The 2,153-nt window shown below is 57.7% G+C and carries 2 protein-coding genes and 2 pseudogenes; 3 read left to right on the top strand and 1 reads right to left on the bottom strand.

The features are described from left to right. A pseudogene (locus tag DTW90_RS37510) lies at window positions 1-123 on the bottom strand (IS5/IS1182 family transposase); the annotation flags it as partial. Between DTW90_RS37510 and DTW90_RS36825 the strand changes: the two are divergent. The 3 genes and pseudogenes from DTW90_RS36825 to DTW90_RS36815 all read left to right on the top strand — a co-directional run. Further along, a pseudogene (locus DTW90_RS36825) lies at window positions 118-765 on the top strand (IS21 family transposase); the annotation flags it as partial. The pseudogenes DTW90_RS37510 and DTW90_RS36825 overlap by 6 nt on opposite strands. Next, entirely contained in the window at window positions 755-1,537 is a 783-nt protein-coding gene (gene istB / locus DTW90_RS36820) for an IS21-like element helper ATPase IstB (RefSeq protein ID WP_149345042.1), read from the top strand. The pseudogene DTW90_RS36825 and the gene istB, both read left to right, overlap by 11 nt. 46 nt (window positions 1,538-1,583) lie before the next feature. Further along, window positions 1,584-2,042 carry a reverse transcriptase domain-containing protein gene (locus DTW90_RS36815; protein WP_246665195.1) on the top strand — a complete coding sequence of 153 codons (459 nt, stop codon included), beginning with the start codon at window positions 1,584-1,586 and terminating at the stop codon, window positions 2,040-2,042. Window positions 2,043-2,153 lie beyond the last annotated feature (111 nt).

Raw genomic sequence — 2,153 nt, 5'->3', positions numbered from 1 at the left:
AGAGTTCCTGGTTGACGCGCAATGCGATCCCAAAATGATCGACCGCGTCATGGCCGATGAGATGAAGCGCGTCCTATAACTTCCATCCCTCGACACTCGAAAATGTCTTCACCGGACGCTCACGAACAACCAGCATTGATGGCGCTCCCAGCCGCATTCGATGGCTTCGTCGAGCAAAGCAAACGTGTCTCTCCGACATGCCTGATCACCTTCGAGCGGAACCGCTATAGCGTGCCTGCATCGTTTGCGAACCGGCCTGTCAGCTTGCGAATCTATCCCGAGCGACTGGTCGTTGCGGCCGAGGGCAATGTCCTATGCGAACATCCGCGGGTGATTGAGCGCAGCCACGACAAACCGCCGCGGACGATTTACGACTGGCGGCATTACCTTGCCGTCATTCAGCGCAAGCCCGGTGCCTTGCGCAATGGCGCGCCCTTCCTGGAATTGCCGTTGGCCTTCCGGCAACTGCAGGACCAGATGCTCCGCCGCGCCGGCGGTGATCGTGAGATGGCCGATATCCTTGCTCTTGTCCTCCATCACGAAGAACATGTTGTCGTCAGGGCCGTGGAACTGGCTCTGGACCAAGGCGTGGCAACCAAAACGCATGTGTTGAACTTGCTGCATCGGCTGATTGACGGCAAGACGACCGACGGTCCTGACATCGATACGCCACAGGCGCTGACCTTGCTGCGGGAACCCAAGGCCAATGTAGAACGGTACGATGGCTTGCGCGTCCGGATCGTGGGAGGTCGCCATGCGTCATGATCCCGCCAGCGCCGCCGTCGTTATCATGCTGCGTAGTCTGAAGATGTATGGCATGGCTCAAGCCGTCACGGATCTGATCGAGCAAGGGGCTCCCGCCTTTGATGCGGCCGTGCCTATCCTGTCCCAGTTGCTGAAAGCCGAAATGGCCGAGCGCGAGGTTCGCTCCATCGCATATCATATGAAGGCTGCCCGCTTTCCTGCGTACAAAGACATCTCCGGCTTCGACTTCGCCGCCAGCGAGATCAACGAAGCGACGGTGCGCCAACTGCACCGATGCGAGTTCATGGACGGGGCCCAGAATATCGTGCTCGTCGGCGGGCCGGGCACTGGAAAAACACATGTCGCGACCTCCCTCGGAGTTCAAGCGATCGAACATCATCGCCGAAAGGTCCGCTTCTTCTCGACCATCGAACTGGTCAACGCTCTTGAGCAGGAGAAGGCCAAGGGCAAGGCAGGGCAAATCGCAGAAACCCTAGTTCGCCTCGATCTGCTGATCCTCGACGAACTGGGATATCTTCCCTTCAGTGCCTCAGGCGGAGCGCTGCTCTTCCACCTGCTGAGCAAGCTCTACGAGCGGACCAGCGTCGTCATCACCACAAACCTCAGCTTCAGCGAATGGGCCACCGTCTTTGGCGACGCCAAAATGACGACCGCTCTCCTCGACCGTCTCACCCACCGTTGTCATATCCTCGAAACCGGCAACGACAGCTTTCGCTTCAAAGCCAGCTCGGCCGCAGCGGCCCAAAAGAGAGGAGAAAAGCTAATCCCTTGACCAAATCCTGATCAGAAAACCATACTCAGAGGTGGCTCACTTCTCGGTGGAAAAACCGGCTCAGTTCCGCGTGGAAACCAACATCATTGTACGTTATGCCGACGACAGCGTGATCGGATTCCAGTACGAAGGAGAGGCGCAACGCTTTCTGCAGGCACTGCGGGAGCGTCTCGCCCAGTTTGGCTTGCAACTACACCCAGAGAAGACGCGGCTGATACGCTTTGGGCGTTACGCCGCGCAACAGTGCCGGGAACGTGGTATCCGCAAGCCGGAGACCTTCGACTTTCTGGGATTCACGCATTGCTGCGGCAGGCGTCGCAATGATGGGGGCTTCAAGATTGTCCGTCTGACAATCAAGAAGCGCCTGCGCACGACGCTGACAGCCATTCGAGAAACGCTGATGCGGCGACGCCATGAACCGGTGGCAGCGGTAGGTCGATGGCTACGGCAAGTGTTACAGGGGTATTTGAATTACCACGCGGTGCCAGACAATCTAAGAGCCTGACCGAAAAAGAGTTGAGTGATTTCAGTAGGATGTGATTCCGTCGGATTTGTTCAAGATTCGAAGGAGTTCACGATGGCCTGGACCGAAACCACTCGGCGGCAATATGTTCGT

The organism is Neorhizobium sp. P12A (genome assembly GCF_008365395.1).
Classification (GTDB): Bacteria; Pseudomonadota; Alphaproteobacteria; order Rhizobiales; family Rhizobiaceae; genus Rhizobium.
This window is presented reverse-complemented; position numbering and strand designations above follow the sequence as displayed.